Raw genomic sequence first — 16,302 nt, forward strand, 5'->3', positions numbered from 1 at the left:
GGTAGGGCGGCGGGTCACGGCCCGACCGACAGGCACGGCCGGATGCGCAGCTCCTTGACGTAGTCGTCCGGCGCGCCCGCGGACTCCGCGGCGTCGGCGACCATGCCCAGGTAGCGGGCGGACGGCAGGCCGCCCTCGTAGTCGTTCAGCACGTAGAGCCACGCGAGCTCCTCGCCGAACAGCGTCTCGACGCGCACCTTGACCTTGCGGTAGAGGCCGAGGGACTCGCCCTCCCAGCGGTCGAGCGCCGCCTCGTCGGCTTCGGTCAGGTCGTACAGCGCGACGAAGACCTGGGAGACGTCGTCCTCGACCACGGTGGCAAGGGAGCCCTCCCAGCCCAACTGCTCGCCGCCGAACGTCAGGCGCCAGCCGGACAACCAGCCGGTCACGCGGAGCGGGGAGTGGGGAGCGCGCCGTGCCATCTGCCGCGCGTCGAGGTTGCTGGCGTACGCGGCGTAAAGGGGCATGGGACCGCATCCTACGCGGCGCTCGGGGATGCGGAAGAATGACACCCGTGACTCGCATTGTGATCGTTGGTGGCGGCCCCGGTGGGTATGAATCGGCGCTTGTCGCCGCGCAGCTCGGGGCCGAGGTGACCGTCGTCGAGCGCGACGGTGTCGGCGGTGCCGCGGTCCTGACGGACTGCGTGCCGTCCAAGACGCTCATCGCGACCGCCGAGGTCATGACGAGCTTCGCCGACTCGCACCACGAGCTCGGGATCTATGTCGACGACGGCACGCCGGGCACGTTGGACCGCCCGATCGTCGGCGTCGACCTCAACGTCGTGAACAAGCGGGTGCTCGAGCTCGCGCAGGCCCAGTCGGTCGACATCGCCAACGGGCTGCGCCGCGCCGGCGTCACGCTGCTGAGCGGCACCGGCCGGCTCGACGGCCCGCGGCGCGTCGTGGCCACGCTGGACGACGGCACCGAGCAGACGCTCGAGGCCGACGCGATCCTCGTGTCCACCGGCGCGACCCCGCGCGTGCTGCCGGGCGCCGAGCCGGACGGCGAGCGCGTCCTCGACTGGAAGCAGGTGTACGGGCTCACCGAGCTGCCCCGCGAGCTGATCGTGGTCGGCTCGGGCGTCACCGGCGCCGAGTTCGCCGGCGCGTACCAGGCGCTCGGCTCCAAGGTGACCCTGGTGTCCAGCCGCGACCGCGTGCTGCCCGGCGAGGACCCGGACGCGGCCGAGGTGCTCGAGGGCGTGTTCAAGCGGCGCGGCATGCGCGTCATGAGCCGGTCCCGCGCGCAGAGCGTCGAGCGCTGCGGCGACAGCGTCATCGTGCGGCTCGCGGACGGGCAGACGCTGGAGGGCAGCCACTGCCTGATGGCGGTCGGCGCGGTGCCGAACACCTCGGGCATGGGCCTGGAGGAGGCGGGCGTCTTCCTGAAGGAGTCCGGGCACATCCGCGTGGACCGCGTGTCGCGCACGACGGCGAACGGCGTGTACGCGGCGGGCGACTGCACCGGCGTGTTCGCGCTGGCGTCGGTCGCGGCCATGCAGGGCCGCATCGCGATGTACCACATGCTGGGCGACGCGGTCTCGCCGCTCGACCTGAAGGCCGTCGCGTCGAACGTCTTCACCGACCCGGAGATCGCCACCTGCGGCTACTCGCAGGCCGCGATCGAGGCCGGCGAGATCGACGCGCACACCGTGAAGCTGCCGCTGTCGCGCAACCCGCGCGCGAAGATGCAGGGCATCCACGACGGCTTCGTGAAGCTGTTCTGCCGGCCCGGCACCGGCATCGTGGTGGGCGGCGTGGTGGTCGCGCCGCGCGCGAGCGAGCTGATCCACGCGGTGTCGCTGGCCGTCGACCTGCACCTGACGGTCGACCAGGTGGCCAGCGCGTTCACGGTGTACCCGTCGCTGTCCGGTTCGCTGGCGGAGGCCGCGCGGCGGCTGCACCGCCGCGACCGGGTGTGACGCGGGAAATCCCCGAAGCGCGCCGACGGCCGTGATTCCCGATCCGGGAATCACGGCCGTCGCCGTTTCCGCACCGGTTTCCGCGCGCATTACCCGGGGCGTACGCAGGGCCCCTCGATCGAGTGGCTTTCCTGGAACCGCCGCGACCGTGCACGCCAAGCGCGCATACTCGTCTCCGAGCGGTCAGGTGTCGCGCAGGGATGGGCACGACGTGACCCGCACGCTGTCCGACGGCTGCGTTGACGGCGGGTCAGATCCCGTGCCTCCGCGCGGAATACGCGGCGGCCACCGGCGGTGTTCACCGGACCATCCGGCCACCGCGGTCTTTCCATGCCCTAAATGCCCCGGCTGTTCATCAGATTGGTGAACAAGTTTGGGTAAGACCTGCATCCGGCTGAAAAGAGGTGGTCGGTCGCGTTACCTTCGTCACGTGTTCGCTGCAGAGCGTCGTCAGTTGATTCTGGAAATGGTGCGGGCCAACGGAGCGGTCTCCCTGAGGGAGCTCGCCCGGGTGGTCCAGACGTCCGAGGTGACAGTCCGCCGGGACGTGCGTGCGTTGGAGGCCGAAGGGCTTCTCGACCGCAGGCACGGAGGAGCGGTGCTGCCCGGTGGACTGGCGCGAGAGCCCAGCTACTCGCAGAAGACCCATCTCGCCGCCGCCGAGAAGGCCGCGATCGCCGACCTCGCCGTGTCGCTGGTCGACGAGGGCGACGCGATCGTCGTCGGCGCGGGAACCACGACACAGGAGCTGGCCAGGCGGCTGGCCCGGATCCCCGGCCTCACCGTCGTGACCAACTCGCTGCTGGTCGCGCAGGTCCTCGCGCACGCCAACCGGGTCGAGGTCGTCATGACCGGCGGGACCTTGCGCGGTTCGTCGTACGCGCTGGTCGGCAGCGGCGCCGAACAGGCGCTGTCCGGGCTCCGCGTGCGTCGCGCGTTCGTGTCCGGCAACGGGCTGACCGCGGACCGCGGCCTGTCCACCCCCAACATGCTGTCCGCGAGCGTGGACCGCGCGCTCGTGCAGGCCGCGCACGAGGTGGTCGTCATGGTCGACCACACCAAGATGGGCGTCGACACGATGTTCCAGACCGTCGCCGCCGAGCGCATCACGCACCTGGTGACCGACGAGGACGCCCCGTCCGCCGAACTGTCCGCGCTCGCCGAGCTCGGCGCCCAGATCCACGTCGCGCAGCTGCCGCAGCGCGCGGTGCCGGGCGCGCGTTCGGAGATCAACGGCGACCGGCTGCTGGGCGTCGACCATGCCACCGCGGGGCAGGACAGCCGCGACCGCAGGGTCTGACTCGGTCCGCCTCGGTCCGACTCGGTCCGCCGCAGTCTGACGTGACGTCAGGACCGGTGCCCGCGGCGGCGCGTGCGGTGCTCGCCGCGCTGCACGCGGGCCGCGAGGTCGGGGCGGAACGCCCCGAACCCCGTCGCGGCCCACACCGAATGCGCGGTGTCCACCGCGTAGTACGGCACGACGCGGCCGTCGGGCGCGCGGTCGACCAACGCCTCGGGCGCGTCGCCGCGCCGCACCGCCTTCCGGCAGCGGGGGCACGCCGGCACGCGGAGCGTGGTCTTGTAGCCGGTGCGCCACACGGCAGTGCGGTCCGAGCGGCCGTGCAGCGGGTTGAAGAAGCACGGGCGGGGCAGCGGCGGCACGGCCTCGCGCCGGTGGTGCGCGGCGGCGACCACGAGTGCGGCGCGTGCGTCGCCCGCGAGGACGACGACGCCGGCGAGCTCGACGACGTCGGCGACGTCGTCCACGAGCCGGGCGGCGGCGTCGTACGAGTCCAACGCCCGGGCCAGCGCGTCGCTGACGCCCGGCGCCGGGTCGCTGGGGAACTCGACGACGGCGAGCAGTTCGCCGACCTCGGTCACCTCGGTGCGCACCGCGGCCAGCATGTGCGCCAACGCGGCCTGCGCGGCCGCGATCGTGGCCCGCTCCTCCGGCGTGGGCCCGGTGCGCACCGGCCCGCCGGGCCGCAGCCATTGATGGACGGGCAGCGGCAGGCGCACCGCGGCGAGGAGACGACGCCATGTCGGCATGCGCGAACGGTACTCCGCCGCCAACCGGCCGCCCTGCCCGGCCCGTTCAAGCGCTGCACAAGCCCACGCCAAAACGCGGCCCGGCGGGTTCGCCCTCCGCGGGCGCGGCACCCCGGCCCCACAACGGCAGCGGCCCCCGTCCCTTCACGGGACGGGGGCCACGGATGCCTTACGCGGTACGCACCAGGGCGAGGACCGGTACGTCTGCCTGCGTCAGGTCAGTCCTTGATCTCGCACAGCACGGCGCCGCTGGTGACCGTCGCGCCGACCTCGGCGGACAGGCCCTTGACGGTGCCGGCACGGTGCGCGTTCAGCGGCTGCTCCATCTTCATCGCCTCGAGGACGACGATCAGGTCGCCTTCGTTGACCTGCTGCCCCTCCTCGACCGCGACCTTGACGATGGTGCCCTGCATCGGGCTGGTCAGCGCGTCGCCGCCGGCGGCCGCGCCGGCCTTCTTCGCGCCCGCGCGCTTGGGGGCCTTCTTCACCGGGCCCGCGGCCGCGGCACCCGAGGCGCCCAGGCCGGCCGGGAGGGTGACCTCCACGCGCTTGCCGTTGACCTCGACGACGACGGTCTCGCGCTCGGCGGGCTCGTCGCCCTCGGCCGCGCCGCCCGTGAACGGGGCGATCGTGTTGTCGAACTCGGTCTCGATCCACCGGGTGTGGACGGAGAACGGCGCGTCGCTGCCGTGGTTCTCCGGCGTGAAGGCCGGGTCGGACATGACCGCGCGGTGGAACGTCAGCGCGGTGGCCATGCCGTCGACCTCGAACTCGGCGAGCGCGCGCACGGAGCGCTGGATCGCCTGCTGCCGGGTCGCGCCCGTGACGATGAGCTTCGCGAGCAGCGAGTCGAACGCCTGGCCGATGACCGAGCCCTGCTCGACGCCGGAGTCCAGGCGCACGCCCGGCCCCGTCGGGGGACGCCACACCGTCACCGCGCCCGGCGCGGGGAGGAAGTTGCGGCCCGGGTCCTCGCCGTTGATGCGGAACTCGAACGAGTGGCCGCGCAGCGGCGGGTCGTCGTAGCCGAGCTCCTCGCCGTCCGCGATGCGGAACATCTCGCGGACCAGGTCGATGCCGGTGACCTCCTCGGTGACCGGGTGCTCGACCTGGAGGCGGGTGTTGACCTCGAGGAACGAGATGGTGCCGTCCTGGCCCACGAGGAACTCGCAGGTGCCGGCGCCGACGTAGCCGGCCTCCTTGAGGATGGCCTTGGAGGCGCGGTACAGCTCGGCGTTCTGCTCGTCCGAGAGGAACGGCGCGGGCGCCTCCTCGACGAGCTTCTGGTGGCGGCGCTGCAGCGAGCAGTCGCGGGTCGACACGACCACGACGTTGCCGTGCTGGTCGGCGAGGCACTGCGTCTCGACGTGCCGCGGCTTGTCGAGGTAGCGCTCGACGAAGCACTCGCCGCGGCCGAACGCGGTGACCGCCTCGCGGACCGCGGAGTCGTACAGCTCGGGGATCTCCTCGAGCGTGCGGGCGACCTTCAGGCCGCGGCCGCCGCCGCCGAAGGCGGCCTTGATCGCGATCGGCAGGCCGTTCGCCTTGGCGAACTCCACGACCTCGTCGGAGCCGGACACCGGGTCGGGCGTGCCGGCCACCAGCGGGGCGCCGGCGCGCTGCGCGATGTGCCGGGCGGCGACCTTGTCGCCGAGGTCGCGGATGGCCTGCGGCGGCGGGCCGATCCAGATCAGCCCGGCGTCCAGCACGGCCTGGGCGAACTCGGCGTTCTCCGACAGGAACCCGTAGCCGGGGTGCACGGCGTCGGCACCCGAGTCGGCGGCGGCCTGGAGTACCTTGGCGACGTCCAGGTAGCTCTCCGCCGGGGTGTTGCCGCCGAGCGCGTGCGCCTCGTCGGCGACCCGCACGTGCACGGCGTCGCGGTCCGGGTCCGCGTAGACGGCGACACTGGCGATGCCGGCGTCCTTACAGGCACGGGCGACGCGGACGGCGATCTCCCCGCGGTTGGCGATCAGCACCTTGCGCACGATCTGGCTCCCTCCTAGAACTGGGCAGAGTCTAGGGAGTGGCACGCGGAGACGCAGTGCCGCCCCACCCCGTCACAGGTCGGCGTCCCGGTCGACCTGACTGGTGACGGGACTTCGGCGGCGCTGCCGATGGGCCCAAGGTACTCCGGGCCGTTGGGGTGCCGTCACCTGGGGCGTCGGTCCTGCTCCGAACGGCTGGTGCCGCGACCTCGCCGGGCCGGGAACGCACGCATGATCGTCCAGCGTTAGCGTGGAGAACGAAATCACCCATAAGGGGAAGTTCATGGTGAGCACGCTGGTCGCCCCGAAGATGGTCGACATCATCCGCCGTTCGCTGCCCGAGGGACTGCGGGCGGACTTCGACGCCGACGTACGGCGTACGGAGACGCCGAGACTGCAGACCGTGCTGCGTCTGTGGCGCGCCCGCGGCGCGGCGCGGAACGACCCGGACCGCATCCGCAGGCTGCAGAGCGCCGTACGCACCGACCCCGACTCCGGGGCGGTCACCTGGACCGCGGACCCGGACGAGCCGGCCCGCTGAGCGCGGGGCCGACCCGCCCGGTGGCCGGGCGGGAGGCTCAGCGGAAGACGCCCGTGTGGCCCAGCGAGTACCGCCCGGGCTGCGGGTAGACCGCGAGGCCGTGCGGCCCGTGGCCGACCTTGATGCGCGCGAGCAGGTGCCCGTCGGTCGTGTCGATCGCGTACACCTCGGCGTCGTAGCGCCCCGACAGCCACAGCACCTTGCCGTCGGCGGAGACCCCGCCCATGTCCGGGCTGCCTCCGTCGGGCAGGTGCCACTTGGTGGCGATGTGCCCGCCGTTCTCCTGCCCCGGCGCGAACTCCCACAGGGTGATCGAGCCCTCGCCGCGGTTCGAGATGTACATGTACTTCGAGTCACGGCTCACGTAGAGGCCGTGCGCGCCCTTGCCGGTGGGGACCAGCTTCGGCGTGGTGAAGTTGTCGCCGTCGAGCACCCACACGCCGTGGCTCATCATGTCGGCGATGTACCAGGTCCTGCCGTCGGGCGAGATCTTCACGTCCTGCGGCATGGCGTGGTGCTTCGCGGGCAGCTTCTGCCGCCCGATGATCTCCATCTTCTCGGTGTCGACCTTGAGCAGTGAGCCGTCGAACTCGCACGAGACGATGAAGTAGCGGCCGTCGGGGGAGAAGTCGGCGTGGTTGACGCCGTCGCAGCCGACGGGCAGCGCCTTGACGGTCTCCATCGTGTGCGCGTCGCGGAACACCAGCTGGTGGTCGGCGGACGCCATGACGACGGAGTACTTGCCGTCGGGCGTGAAGTAGAGGTTGTACGGGTCGTGCACGTCGACCGTCGGACCGGTCTTGCCGGTCGCCGGGTCGATCTCGGTCAGCGTGTTGCCCAGGTCGTTGTTGACCCACAGCGTCTTCATGTCCCACGACGGGACGACGTGCTGCGGCTGGCGGCCGACCTTGATGGTGTCGATGACCTGGAACGTGGCCGGGTCGATCACCGACACGGTGTCCGACTCGGTGTTCGGGACGTACACCCGGGACGGGAAGTTCTTGACGGTGTCCGACAGCGCGTTCGGGCGGTCGGCCGCGTACAGGTCGTTCGGGTCGAGCAGCGGGGGCATGCCCGGCAGTCCGGTCGGCGCCTGCGGCTTCACCTCGCCGCCGCCGTGCGGCAGCGCGGGCTGCACGTCCGCGGGACCGGGCGAGTGGGAGCTCGCGTGGGCTTGGGGCTTTCCGGAGTCCGAGCCCGAGCAGGCGGTGAAGGTCAGGAGCCCGCCCAGCGTGAAGACGAGCGTACCGGCGGTGGTCAGGGAGACGGCGAGGCGCGACAGCGGCGTAGAGGTCCGAGACACCGGCTCAGCCTAGGTCGCGCAACAGGGTTTCCCTGGGTGTGATCACCCGAAAGTGGGCGGCGTGTCCCGGTTCGGCGTGCTCGGTTGCGCCGTCTTGGCTACCGGATGAACCCGAAGTTGTCACGGGGGGCACCGGTCCGGGTTCCGCGTCCCTATCATCCGAACCATCAACTGCCGCGCGGGGGCGGAACATTCAGGACGATCCACCATGGGGTTGGGGGAAACGGCGATGGCCGTGGCGGGCGGGTTGCTGCGCAGAACGTACGAAACCGGGGCGACGGTGGCCGAGCGCACCGCGCGCCGCGCCGAGCCGTGGGGTGCCCGCGCCGCGGAGTGGATACCCGGCGTCCTGCTGGTCGTCGTCGCCGCGACGTCGGCGCTCATCCTCCTGCGCACCGGCGCGTCGCTCGGCGGGCCGAGCGCGGCCGCCGCGCCCGACGCGACCGGCTACGCGCCGCCCGCGCCGGCCGACGGCGGCGGGGGACTGCTGCACGGCTGGACCATCTGGGACCTGACCGCGGTGCTGCTGCCGTGGTCGATCCCGCTGGTCATCGGCGGGGTCGGGCTCACCGACACGGCGTACGTGCACCGCCGCGGCGCGGTCGCCGGCGTCCTGCTGGTCGGCCTCGGCGGTGCCGCGCTGACCTCGCTGTTCGACCTGATCGGGCACAGCGGCGACCCCACCGATCCGCCGCGCTGGCTCGGCGTGATCTACCTGCTGCGGTTCGGCTTCGCGGTGCAGATCCTCGTCGGGGTCGTGCTGTGGATCCACCTCGCGCCGCCGCGGCACCGCACCGCGCTCAACGCCGCCCTCGCCGCGACGCTCGCCGCCGCGCTGCCGCTGCTGTTCGCGATCGTCGGCGTCGACCTGCTCGACCCGCTGTGGCAGGGCGACGCGGTGTGGCAGACCGCGCTGCCGCTCGTGGCGTTCGTCCTCGTGCTGTTGCTGCTGCCGACCGGGCGCGTACTGGTGCGGCCCGGGCAGGGCTGGCCGGTGGCGTCGCGCGGCGCGTTCCGCTCCGTCGTGCTGCTCGGCCTCGTCGGGGCGGCGGTGGCCGTGTGGGCGCTGGTCGACCAGGAGGACGTGCCGAAGGCGATCTCGCTGTGGCCGGTCGTCGCGCTCGCCGGCTGCCTGGTCGCCGCCGCGCTGACGTACCGCGTCGACGGCGTCCGCTCGGTCGCGGGCGCGCTGCTCGCGATGGCGGTCGGTCTGGCCGCGGTGCCGGCCGCGCTGTTCGGGTTCGACCGGACGTCGTTCAACCCGGGGCTCGGCTTCGACGGGCCGAGCGAGTCCGTGCCGTGGATCGCCGGGCTGCTGGTCGCGGGCGTCGCGGGCGCGGTGCTCGCGCGGGTGCTCGGCGCGTGGTCGATCGGGCTGGCCGCGCTGGTCCTGGTGGTCGGCGAGGCGGCCGGCCCCGACAGCGGCTCCACGCACGTCCTGCTGGTGCGCTGCGCGGGCGCCCTCGCCCTCGGCGTCGTGATCGGCGGCCTGCGGCCCGAGCCCGCGCTCGCGTCCCTCGGCCTCACCGCCACGTGCGGGCCGGTGTGGCCCGACCTGCAGAGCGCGGCGCAGGACTACGGCTGGGTCGAGAAGCTCACCGAACGGCCCGGCGGAGTGCCCGTCCCGCTGCTGATCCTGGCCGGGCTCGCGATCCCGCTCTCCGTGTGGGCGGGGCTGCGGCAGCCCCGCAGCGGCCCGAACCCGGACCCGGCGGCCGTCGGCGCGTGGCCGCACGGGCCGGCGCCGGTCCCCGCCCAGGCCTCCGCGGCCGCGCCGTTCCCGACCGGGCCCGACCCGTACGGACCCGGTCCGTACCCGCAGGGCGCGGCCCCGGGCGCCAACCCCGGTCCCGACCCGTACGCGGCGGGCGCCGCCGGCTATCCGCCGCCGCCTCCCGCCGACAACCGCAACTTCGGCGGCTTCGGCCTGGGCCCGGGCCCGCGCCGGGGCGACCTGGGCAACAACCCGCAGGGCCCCGACGAACGTCCCTGACGCCCCGTCAGACGGGCTCGGGGCGCTTCCGGAGGGTCAGACCCACAGGTCGGTGATTGCGACGCCCAGGTCGGCCAGCAGGCGGCGCAGCAGCGGCAGCGACAGGCCGATCACGTTGCCCGGGTCGCCGTCGATGCCGTCGACGAACGGTGCGGAGCGGCCGTCGAGGGTGAAGGCGCCCGCGACGTGCAGCGGTTCGCCGCTCGCCACGTATGCGGCGACCTCGGCGTCCGTCGGGTTCCCGAACCGCACCGTCGTCGACGCGGTCGCGGACGCCTCGCGCCCGGTCGCCGTGTCGACGACGCAGTGCCCGGTCCGCAGCACGCCCGACCGGCCCCGCATCGCACGCCAGCGCGCGGTGGCCTCCTCGGGCGAGGCGGGCTTGCCGAGCGCCTGGCCGTCGAGTTCGAGGACGGAGTCGCAGCCGATGACCAGCTCCCCGCCGCCGCACAGCGCGGCGACGGTCCGGGCCTTGGCCTCGGCCAGCACGAGTGCGAGCTCGCCCGGGGTGGCGGCGGTGAGGGCGTCCTCGTCCACGCCGCTGACGCGGACCTTGGGGTCGAGCCCCGCGGCGCGCAACAGCCCGAGCCGGGCCGGCGAGGCGGACGCGAGGACGACGGGGCGGGAGGCGGCACGCTCGGACATGCCGACCAACGTAGCCGAGTTCTCGGCCCGGACGTCGGTCGGGCTCACAGCGCCAGCAGCGCCAGGACGAGCACGACGAACACCGGCAGAAGCATCACGACGCGCCGCAGATGGGCCGCGGCGCGTCGTAGTTCCTCCGGCGGCTCTTCACGGATACGGCGCATGCCGTACATCGTCCGCTCGGCGGTGCGTCACCTTCTTGAGTACCGGTACTCAATTAGCCCCCGGTGCCCCTGGTGCCGCAGGTGTGCGTGCTGCTCAGCGGGCCCAGCCGCTGGCCCGCCACGCGCCCGCTCCGGGGCGCAGCGGCCGGCGTATCCGGCGGGCCGGCGCGTTCCACTCGGACGGCGCGGCGGCCGGTGCCTCGGCGCCGCCGCCCGCGGCCTTCGCGGCTATGACGGTGACGATCGCGGCGAGCTCCTCGGGGGTGGGCTCACCCCGGACGATCCTGATCATGAAGGCTCCCAGGTCCCAGGTGCGCTGCGGTCTGCGGGACACCGCGGCCCGGGCCCGGCCGCGCCCCCGAGGAGGACGACCGGACCCGAAGCCGTGCGGTGCGGCTTCGGCCGCGGATGACCGCGGACGACAGCGAGGATTACAGCGGGATGTTGCCGTGCTTCTTCGGCGGCAGCGTCTCGCGCTTGCCGCGCAGCGCCCGCAGCGCCTTCACCACGTGCGCGCGCGTCGACGACGGCATGATGACCGCGTCCACGTACCCGCGTTCGGCGGCGATATACGGGTTGCAGAGCGTGTCCTCGTACTCCTGGATCAGCTCCGCGCGGCGGGCGTCCGGGTCCTCCGAGGCGGCGAGCTCCTTGCGGTACACGATGTTCGCCGCGCCCTGCGCGCCCATGACCGCGATCTGCGCGGTCGGCCACGCCAGGTTGACGTCGGCGCCCAGGTGCTTGGAGCCCATGACGTCGTACGCGCCGCCGTACGCCTTGCGGGTGATGATCGTGACCAGCGGCACCGTCGCCTCGGCGTACGCGTAGATCAGCTTCGCGCCGCGGCGGATGATGCCCGTCCACTCCTGGTCGGTGCCCGGCAGGAAGCCCGGCACGTCGACCAGCGTGAGCACCGGGATGTTGAACGCGTCGCAGGTGCGCACGAAGCGCGCGGCCTTCTCCGACGCGTCGATGTCCAGCGTGCCGGCGAACTGCATCGGCTGGTTCGCGACGATGCCGACGCTGTGGCCCTCGACGCGGCCGAAGCCCACGACGATGTTCGGCGCGAACAGCGGCTGCACTTCCTGGAACTCGGCGTCGTCGACGATGTGCTCGATGACCTTGTGCATGTCGTACGGCTGGTTCGCCGAGTCCGGGATCAGCGTGTCGAGCTCGCGGTCCCAGTCGCTCGTCTCGAGGTCGGCGGTCTCCGGGTAGGCCGGCGCCTCTTCGAGGTTGTTGCTCGGCAGGTACGAGAGCAGCCCCTTGACGTAGTCGAGGGCGTCCTTCTCGTCGCCGCCCATGTAGTGGGCGTTGCCGGACTTCGTGTTGTGGGTGCGCGCGCCGCCGAGGTCCTCCATCGAGACGTCCTCGCCGGTGACCGTCTTGATGACGTCGGGGCCGGTGATGAACATCTGCGACGTCTGGTCGACCATCACGATGAAGTCGGTCAGCGCGGGCGAGTACACGTGGCCGCCGGCCGCGGCGCCCATGATCAGCGAGATCTGCGGGATGACACCCGACGCGATCACGTTGCGGCGGAAGATCTCGCCGTACAGGCCGAGCGAGACGACACCCTCCTGGATGCGCGCGCCGCCGCCCTCGTTGATGCCGATGATCGGGCAGCCGGTCTTGATCGCCAGGTCGAGGACCTTGACGATCTTCTCGCCGTAGACCTCGCCGAGCGAACCGCCGAAGATCGTGACGTCCTGCGAGAACACGCACACCTGGCGGCCCTCGACCGTGCCGTAGCCGGTGACGACGCCGTCGCCGTACGGGCGGTTCTTCTCCAGCCCGAAGTTCGTCGACCGGTGCCGGGCGAACTCGTCGAGCTCGACGAACGAGCCCTCGTCGAGCAGGTACTCGATGCGCTCGCGCGCGGTCATCTTGCCTTTGGCGTGCTGCTTCTCGACCGCGCGGGCCGAACCCGCGTGCACGGCCTCTTCGATGCGGCGCGTCAGGTCGGCGAGCTTGCCGGCGGTGGTGTGGATGTCGGGATCGCCCTGTACCGGGTCCATTGAGCGGGCTCCTGTCAAGTCGAACAGCGGCGAACCGTAGCGTAGCCGCGCCCCAAAACACGTTCTCACCGCCCCGGCCCAAGGCGCCATTCGCCCTAGTCTGTCGGCATGACCGGAGCCTCCCACCCGCCCCAGCCGCCCCACGAGCCCACCGGCACCCCGCCGGCCGGCGGGTCGCCGTGGACCGACCTCGAACGGCCCCCGCTGCGCGGCCGCGAACTCGACCACGCGCTCACCGGCCACGGCGGGCTCTGGCGCGAGATCGACGTCGTCGCCGAGACCGGGTCCACCAACGCCGACCTCGCCGCGCGGGCCGCCGAACCCGAGGGACTGGTCCGCGTCGCCGAGTACCAGTCGGCGGGCCGCGGGCGCCTCGACCGGGCGTGGACGGCCCCGCCGCGCTCCGGGCTGTTCCTGTCCGTGCTGCTGCGGCCGACCGAGGTCCCGGTCGCCCAGTGGGGCTGGCTGCCGCTGCTGGTCGGCGTGGCCGCGGCCGAGTCGACGAGCCGCGTGGCGGGCCTGGACGTCCGCCTGAAATGGCCCAACGACCTGCTGATCGGCGACCGCAAGCTGGCCGGCATCCTCGCCGAACGCGCGGGCGACGGCGTGGTCGTCGGCATCGGGCTCAACGTGACCCTCGCCGCCGACGAACTCCCGGTCCCCACCGCCACGTCGCTCGGCCTCGAGAACTCGATCACCACCGACCGCGACCCCCTCCTCCGGGCCCTGCTGCGCGACCTGGAGGCCTGGTACACCCGGTGGCGCGAGGCGGGCGGCGACGCCCGGTCCAGTGGCCTGCACTCGGCCTACACCGCGGCCTGCGCCACCCTCGGCCGCCGCGTCCGCGTCGAACTCCCGGCCGGCCGCACCCTCATCGGAACCGCGACCGCCATCGACAACGACGGCCGCGTCGTGGTCGAGGGAACGCACGGCCCCGAAGCGGTGGGCGCCGGCGACGTGATCCACGTCCGACCGGCGGACGACGTCCAAATGTGACGCGAGGCCCCCGGTGCGACCCTGGAAGAGGGGCCTGGAGGTCGCCATGGGCTTCTACGCCGACAACGTGCTGCCCCGCCTGCTCGACTTCGCCTGCGGAGTGAAGTCCGCCCGACCGCTCCGCGAACGGGTCTGCGCGGGGCTCACCGGCGAGATCGTCGAGATCGGCTTCGGCAGCGGCCACAACGTGCCCTTCTACCCGCCGGAGGTCACCGGTGTGGCCGCCGTCGAACCCTCCGACCTCGCCTGGCGCCTCGCCGCCGACTGCGTCGCCGCCTCCCGAACCCCGATCCGCCGGGCGGGCCTCGACGGCCAGTCCCTCCCCTTCCCCGACGCCACCTTCGACGCCGCCCTGAGCACCTGGACCCTCTGCACCATCCCCGACCCCACCGCCGCCCTCCGTGAACTCCGCCGCGTCCTGAAACCGGGCGCCCCCCTGCATTTCCTCGAACACGGCCTCGCCTCGGAACACGACCCCAACATCCGCCGCTGGCAACACCGCCTGGAACCCATAAACAAGGCCGTCCTCGGCGGCTGCCACCTGACCCGCCCGATGGCCGAGTTGATCACCACCGCCGGCTTCCACCTCACCCGAAACGCCACCTTCTACGACGAGTCCGCCCCCAAACCCATGAGCTACATGACCCTGGGCACCGCAGTAGCCACCTGACCCACCCCCGCCCCACGGCCGCGTCCAACCAGCTGATGTCGCCCGGACCGCGCTCCGCCCCCGACGCCCGCGCGGCGCGGTTCGCGGCACCATCGCGGGCGACGGCCTACTGCGACCGCACGTGCGCGGCGGCATTCGCGACGTGTATGCCTACCTATCCACAGGCGCGAGGGCGGTGCGGCGGCGCCGCATCTCCGCGACGGCGTTCGCCACCCAACCGTGCCTCGCTCCCCACTGGTCCGGCCCCTTGCGCGGGCGCTCCCACTTCGCGGCACGGCGGTGGGTGTGGGTGGCCGGGGTGCTGCGGCTGCGTGTGCACGGTGGGGGTTCGCGACCCGGGGGCGGGTTTCCGTATCTGTCTCGTCCTGCGCGGGGCTGTGGTTGGGGGCGCCTGACAGTCGCGCTGCGACCGCACGTGCGCGGCGGCACTCGCGGCCTGAGCGCGCCTGCCCCTCCGTGGTCTCCTCCCGCCGGAGGAGGGGACCACGTCCGAGCGGGACACCGACAGTCACCCGCCTCGCCCCCTGCGTGGGGTACACCAACCTCGCGGGAGGGGTGGCCGGTGCGCTGCGGCTGCACGTGCGCGGCGGTGCTCTCGACCCGGTCGCGCCCGGCCTCGCCTTTCCGGCCCACGCGCGGAGCGCGACGCGTGGGGCGTCTTGCTGAGGCCGCTGGATCGGTCGCGCGGGGCGTGGCGTCGTAGTGGGCGACGGCATGTGCGTGCCAGCCTCTCTGCGGATTTGCGGAGCGTCGGCCATGTCCGAGCAGGACACCCGACGCCCGCGCGGCCTGCCCCTCTCCGCGGAGCGCGCCCGCTGCGCGGGATGGATGGGCACGAGGGCGGAGTGCGGTGGCCGCACCTGCGCGACGGGGTTCGCGCGCCACCACGCCTGGCTCACCGCCGGTCCGGCCCCCTGCACGGGGTGCTCCCGCTTCGCGGCGCTGTGGGGCTGATGTGCTGCGGCTGCATGTGCGTGGCGGCGGTCGCGACCCGAACGCCCCGCTATCCGCAGGTCCGGTCCTTCGCGCGGAGCGCGCCACCCAGGCCTGGCCGGGCGGCCCTCACCGTGGTCCCCCTCAGGCGGAGCGCGGTGCGGTGGTGGGTGTGCTGGGGCGGCGCGTGTACGTCGGGGCTCGCGAGCCGAGCGTGCGTACCTCTTCGCCTCTATCGCCCCCGCGCGGGAGCGCGCTCGCTTCGGGTGCGTGGGGGCGTTCGTGACCTGGCCGGGTGTGGTGCTCGGGTCGTTGCGTTCCTCGTGCGGGGTGTGGCCGGTCGGGCGTCGGGGGCCGGGATCTCGGTGGGGGTGCCGCGTGGCGGCGGGCGGGGGTGGGGTGGGGGGCGGACAATTCACTCTGTCGGACTTGCGCGCGCGGTCGGAGGTTGGGCGTGGCGGCATTGGGCGGGCCACCTGAAGCGGAGCTGATACTGCGCCAGCACTGGCGGGTGTTGGTTCGGCCGGTCGGGGTGTTGTTCGTCGTGGTCGGGGCGGCGGCGTTTTTGGCGGCGGTGGCTCCGCGGGGTGGGGGCCGGGACTGGGCGCGGATCGCGGTCGGGGTGCTGGCGGTGGCGGCGATAGCGCGGTGGTCGGTGGTGCCGTGGCTGCGGTGGTTGACGAACCGGCAGATGGTCGTCGAGGGGCGGCTGGTGGTGCGGACCGGGGTGTTGCGGCAGGAGGGGCGGGCGGTGCCGTTGACCCGGGTGGCGGATGTGACGTTCGCTCAGGACACGCTGGTCGAGCGGGTGCTGGGCAGCGGGACGTTGGTCGTGGTGTTGGAGGACGGGCGGGAGCCCGTCGAGCTGCCGGGCCTGCCGCGGGTCGCCGAGTTGCAGGCGCGGTTGTTGCGGATGGTCGATCTGGCGCGCGACGAGGCGTGGCACGCGGGGCGTCTCACGGACCGGGGGGCCGCCGCCGCCCCGTTCACCGCCGGCCCGGAGGGCGGTGAGCACGACGGCGCGCCCCCTGGTGCTCCTGTGCGCGACCCTGCGGGCTGACCGGTGTGACGCCGGACA

General features: G+C 73.2%; 16 protein-coding genes. 8 read left to right on the top strand and 8 right to left on the bottom strand.

Going from position 1 to position 16,302, the window contains the following annotated elements; genetic code table 11:
- Window positions 1-14: 14 nt before the first annotated feature.
- Window positions 15-467 carry a gamma-glutamylcyclotransferase family protein gene (locus QI554_RS33045; RefSeq protein ID WP_281475380.1) on the bottom strand — a complete coding sequence of 151 codons (453 nt, stop codon included), beginning with the start codon at window positions 465-467 and terminating at the stop codon, window positions 15-17.
- A gap of 38 nt (window positions 468-505) precedes the next feature.
- On the opposite strand from QI554_RS33045, the gene QI554_RS33050 reads away from it, so the two are divergent.
- Together QI554_RS33050 and QI554_RS33055 are read left to right on the top strand one after the other, a co-directional pair.
- The gene (locus QI554_RS33050; protein ID WP_281475382.1) at window positions 506-1,924 is read left to right on the top strand and encodes an NAD(P)H-quinone dehydrogenase; all 1,419 of its coding nucleotides are present in this window, start codon (window positions 506-508) and stop codon (window positions 1,922-1,924) included.
- A gap of 466 nt (window positions 1,925-2,390) precedes the next feature.
- Window positions 2,391-3,224 carry a DeoR/GlpR family DNA-binding transcription regulator gene (locus QI554_RS33055; protein ID WP_281475493.1) on the top strand — a complete coding sequence of 278 codons (834 nt, stop codon included), beginning with the start codon at window positions 2,391-2,393 and terminating at the stop codon, window positions 3,222-3,224.
- 47 nt (window positions 3,225-3,271) lie between these two features.
- Here the strand turns inward: QI554_RS33055 and QI554_RS33060 are convergent, their stop codons facing one another.
- Window positions 3,272-3,973 (bottom strand): hypothetical protein, encoded by a 702-nt coding sequence (locus QI554_RS33060; RefSeq protein ID WP_281475384.1) that lies wholly within the window; start codon window positions 3,971-3,973, stop codon window positions 3,272-3,274.
- 218 nt (window positions 3,974-4,191) lie between these two features.
- Entirely contained in the window at window positions 4,192-5,961 is a 1,770-nt protein-coding gene (locus tag QI554_RS33065) for an acetyl/propionyl/methylcrotonyl-CoA carboxylase subunit alpha (RefSeq protein ID WP_281475386.1), read from the bottom strand.
- Window positions 5,962-6,244: 283 nt separating this feature from the next.
- On the opposite strand from QI554_RS33065, the gene QI554_RS33070 reads away from it, so the two are divergent.
- Window positions 6,245-6,502, top strand: a complete 258-nt coding sequence (locus QI554_RS33070; protein ID WP_281475387.1) for a hypothetical protein — start codon at window positions 6,245-6,247, stop codon at window positions 6,500-6,502.
- Window positions 6,503-6,539: 37 nt separating this feature from the next.
- Here QI554_RS33070 and QI554_RS33075 read toward each other — a convergent pair whose 3' ends face one another.
- Window positions 6,540-7,805 carry a YncE family protein gene (locus QI554_RS33075; protein WP_281475388.1) on the bottom strand — a complete coding sequence of 422 codons (1,266 nt, stop codon included), beginning with the start codon at window positions 7,803-7,805 and terminating at the stop codon, window positions 6,540-6,542.
- A gap of 208 nt (window positions 7,806-8,013) precedes the next feature.
- On the opposite strand from QI554_RS33075, the gene QI554_RS33080 reads away from it, so the two are divergent.
- Window positions 8,014-9,798 (top strand): hypothetical protein, encoded by a 1,785-nt coding sequence (locus tag QI554_RS33080; RefSeq protein WP_281475390.1) that lies wholly within the window; start codon window positions 8,014-8,016, stop codon window positions 9,796-9,798.
- A 36-nt stretch (window positions 9,799-9,834) separates the two neighbouring features.
- On the opposite strand, the gene QI554_RS33085 is transcribed toward QI554_RS33080, so the two are convergent.
- The 4 genes from QI554_RS33085 to QI554_RS33095 form a co-directional block, all read right to left on the bottom strand.
- Window positions 9,835-10,443 (bottom strand): nucleoside triphosphate pyrophosphatase, encoded by a 609-nt coding sequence (locus tag QI554_RS33085; RefSeq protein WP_281475392.1) that lies wholly within the window; start codon window positions 10,441-10,443, stop codon window positions 9,835-9,837.
- 44 nt (window positions 10,444-10,487) lie between these two features.
- A complete protein-coding gene (gene mmpB, locus QI554_RS43635) occupies window positions 10,488-10,607 on the bottom strand; it encodes a morphogenic membrane protein MmpB (RefSeq protein ID WP_425528092.1) in 120 nt (39 codons plus the stop codon).
- 94 nt (window positions 10,608-10,701) lie between these two features.
- Entirely contained in the window at window positions 10,702-10,899 is a 198-nt protein-coding gene (locus QI554_RS33090) for an acyl-CoA carboxylase subunit epsilon (RefSeq protein ID WP_281475394.1), read from the bottom strand.
- Between the two features lie 139 nt (window positions 10,900-11,038).
- Window positions 11,039-12,625 carry an acyl-CoA carboxylase subunit beta gene (locus QI554_RS33095; RefSeq protein ID WP_281475396.1) on the bottom strand — a complete coding sequence of 529 codons (1,587 nt, stop codon included), beginning with the start codon at window positions 12,623-12,625 and terminating at the stop codon, window positions 11,039-11,041.
- Between the two features lie 108 nt (window positions 12,626-12,733).
- On the opposite strand from QI554_RS33095, the gene QI554_RS33100 reads away from it, so the two are divergent.
- From QI554_RS33100 to QI554_RS33115, 4 genes are all read left to right on the top strand, one after another.
- On the top strand, window positions 12,734-13,621 hold the full coding sequence (locus QI554_RS33100; RefSeq protein ID WP_281475398.1) for a biotin--[acetyl-CoA-carboxylase] ligase: 888 nt from the start codon (window positions 12,734-12,736) through the stop codon (window positions 13,619-13,621).
- Between the two features lie 46 nt (window positions 13,622-13,667).
- Window positions 13,668-14,291 carry a class I SAM-dependent methyltransferase gene (locus QI554_RS33105; protein WP_281475400.1) on the top strand — a complete coding sequence of 208 codons (624 nt, stop codon included), beginning with the start codon at window positions 13,668-13,670 and terminating at the stop codon, window positions 14,289-14,291.
- A gap of 756 nt (window positions 14,292-15,047) precedes the next feature.
- Window positions 15,048-15,245, top strand: coding sequence for a hypothetical protein (locus QI554_RS33110; protein ID WP_281475401.1), 198 nt, complete (start codon window positions 15,048-15,050; stop codon window positions 15,243-15,245).
- A gap of 433 nt (window positions 15,246-15,678) precedes the next feature.
- Entirely contained in the window at window positions 15,679-16,284 is a 606-nt protein-coding gene (locus tag QI554_RS33115; protein ID WP_281475402.1) for a PH domain-containing protein, read from the top strand.
- Window positions 16,285-16,302: the final 18 nt, after the last annotated feature.

The sequence above is a fragment of the Yinghuangia seranimata genome (assembly GCF_029953285.1).
GTDB lineage: Bacteria > Actinomycetota > Actinomycetes > Streptomycetales > Streptomycetaceae > Yinghuangia > Yinghuangia seranimata.

Excerpts from the sequence above, each read along its gene's own strand:
- QI554_RS33045 (WP_281475380.1), bottom strand. The coding sequence starts at position 467 with ATGCCCCTTTACGCCGCGTACGCCAGCAACCTCGACGCGCGGCAGATG.
- QI554_RS33050 (WP_281475382.1), top strand. The coding sequence starts at position 506 with ATGACACCCGTGACTCGCATTGTGATCGTTGGTGGCGGCCCCGGTGGG.
- QI554_RS33055 (WP_281475493.1), top strand. The coding sequence starts at position 2,391 with ATGGTGCGGGCCAACGGAGCGGTCTCCCTGAGGGAGCTCGCCCGGGTG.
- QI554_RS33060 (WP_281475384.1), bottom strand. The coding sequence starts at position 3,973 with ATGCCGACATGGCGTCGTCTCCTCGCCGCGGTGCGCCTGCCGCTGCCC.
- QI554_RS33070 (WP_281475387.1), top strand. The coding sequence starts at position 6,245 with ATGGTGAGCACGCTGGTCGCCCCGAAGATGGTCGACATCATCCGCCGT.
- QI554_RS33080 (WP_281475390.1), top strand. The coding sequence starts at position 8,014 with ATGGGGTTGGGGGAAACGGCGATGGCCGTGGCGGGCGGGTTGCTGCGC.
- QI554_RS33085 (WP_281475392.1), bottom strand. The coding sequence starts at position 10,443 with ATGTCCGAGCGTGCCGCCTCCCGCCCCGTCGTCCTCGCGTCCGCCTCG.
- mmpB (WP_425528092.1), bottom strand. The coding sequence starts at position 10,607 with ATGCGCCGTATCCGTGAAGAGCCGCCGGAGGAACTACGACGCGCCGCG.
- QI554_RS33090 (WP_281475394.1), bottom strand. The coding sequence starts at position 10,899 with ATGATCAGGATCGTCCGGGGTGAGCCCACCCCCGAGGAGCTCGCCGCG.
- QI554_RS33095 (WP_281475396.1), bottom strand. The coding sequence starts at position 12,625 with ATGGACCCGGTACAGGGCGATCCCGACATCCACACCACCGCCGGCAAG.
- QI554_RS33100 (WP_281475398.1), top strand. The coding sequence starts at position 12,734 with ATGACCGGAGCCTCCCACCCGCCCCAGCCGCCCCACGAGCCCACCGGC.
- QI554_RS33105 (WP_281475400.1), top strand. The coding sequence starts at position 13,668 with ATGGGCTTCTACGCCGACAACGTGCTGCCCCGCCTGCTCGACTTCGCC.
- QI554_RS33110 (WP_281475401.1), top strand. The coding sequence starts at position 15,048 with ATGTCCGAGCAGGACACCCGACGCCCGCGCGGCCTGCCCCTCTCCGCG.